This is a genomic window from Burkholderia sp. AU44665, from assembly GCF_030504405.1.
Taxonomy (GTDB): domain Bacteria; phylum Pseudomonadota; class Gammaproteobacteria; order Burkholderiales; family Burkholderiaceae; genus Burkholderia; species Burkholderia semiarida.
Map to the genome: position 1 here is coordinate 1 of NZ_JAUJRI010000051.1, position 818 is coordinate 818.

1 protein-coding gene is annotated in these 818 nt (G+C 69.7%); it reads right to left on the reverse strand.

Annotation, left to right across the window (positions count from 1 at the left end):
- On the reverse strand, positions 1–818 hold an 818-nt coding region (locus QZM15_RS33900; protein WP_302108027.1), incomplete at both ends, for an FAD-binding oxidoreductase.

Here is an 818-nt window from a genome sequence, read left to right on the forward strand (position 1 = left end):
ACGTCCTTGCCGAGCCCTTCCTTGCGAAAGCGCCGGCCTTCGATCTCGAGCATCTCGGTCTTCAGCAGCTTCTCGCCCGGCGCGTACGCGCCGTCGAACCACTTCAGCTCGAAGCGCGCGACCGCGATGTCGTGGATCTTGCCCTGATTGTGCTCGTGGCGCGTGACTTCGAGCCAGTTGCCGTCCGGGTCGACCATCCGCCACCACGCCAGGTTGTCGAGCGCGGTGCCCCACAGCACGGCCTTCTTGCCGCCCGCGTTCATCGCGACGTTGCCGCCGATGCACGATGCGTCGAGCGAGGTCGGATCGACCGCGAACACGTAGCCGGCCGCTTCCGCCGCTTCGGTCACGCGGCGCGTGACGACGCCCGCGCCGGAGAAGATCGTCGGCACCTTGTGCGCGACGCCCGGCAGCTCGGTGAGCTCGACCGCGCCGAGCTGCTCGAGCTTCTCGGTGTTGATCACCGCGGAGAACGGCGTGAGCGGCACCGCGCCGCCCGTGTAGCCGGTGCCGCCGCCGCGCGGGATCACGGTCAGGCCGAGCTCGAAGCACGCCTTGATCAGCGCGGCGATCTCGGCTTCGGTGTCGGGCGTCAGCACGACGAACGGGTATTCGACGCGCCAGTCGGTCGCGTCGGTCACGTGCGACACGCGCGACAGCCCGTCGAAGCGGATGTTGTCCTTCTGCGTGCAGCGGCCAAGCGCCTTGGTCGCGCGGCGGCGCAGCTCGGCCATCTTGTCGAATTCGTCGGCGAACTCGTCGACCGCGCGCTGCGCCGCCGCTTCCAGCATCTCGACGCGCGATGCGCGCTCGCGGCC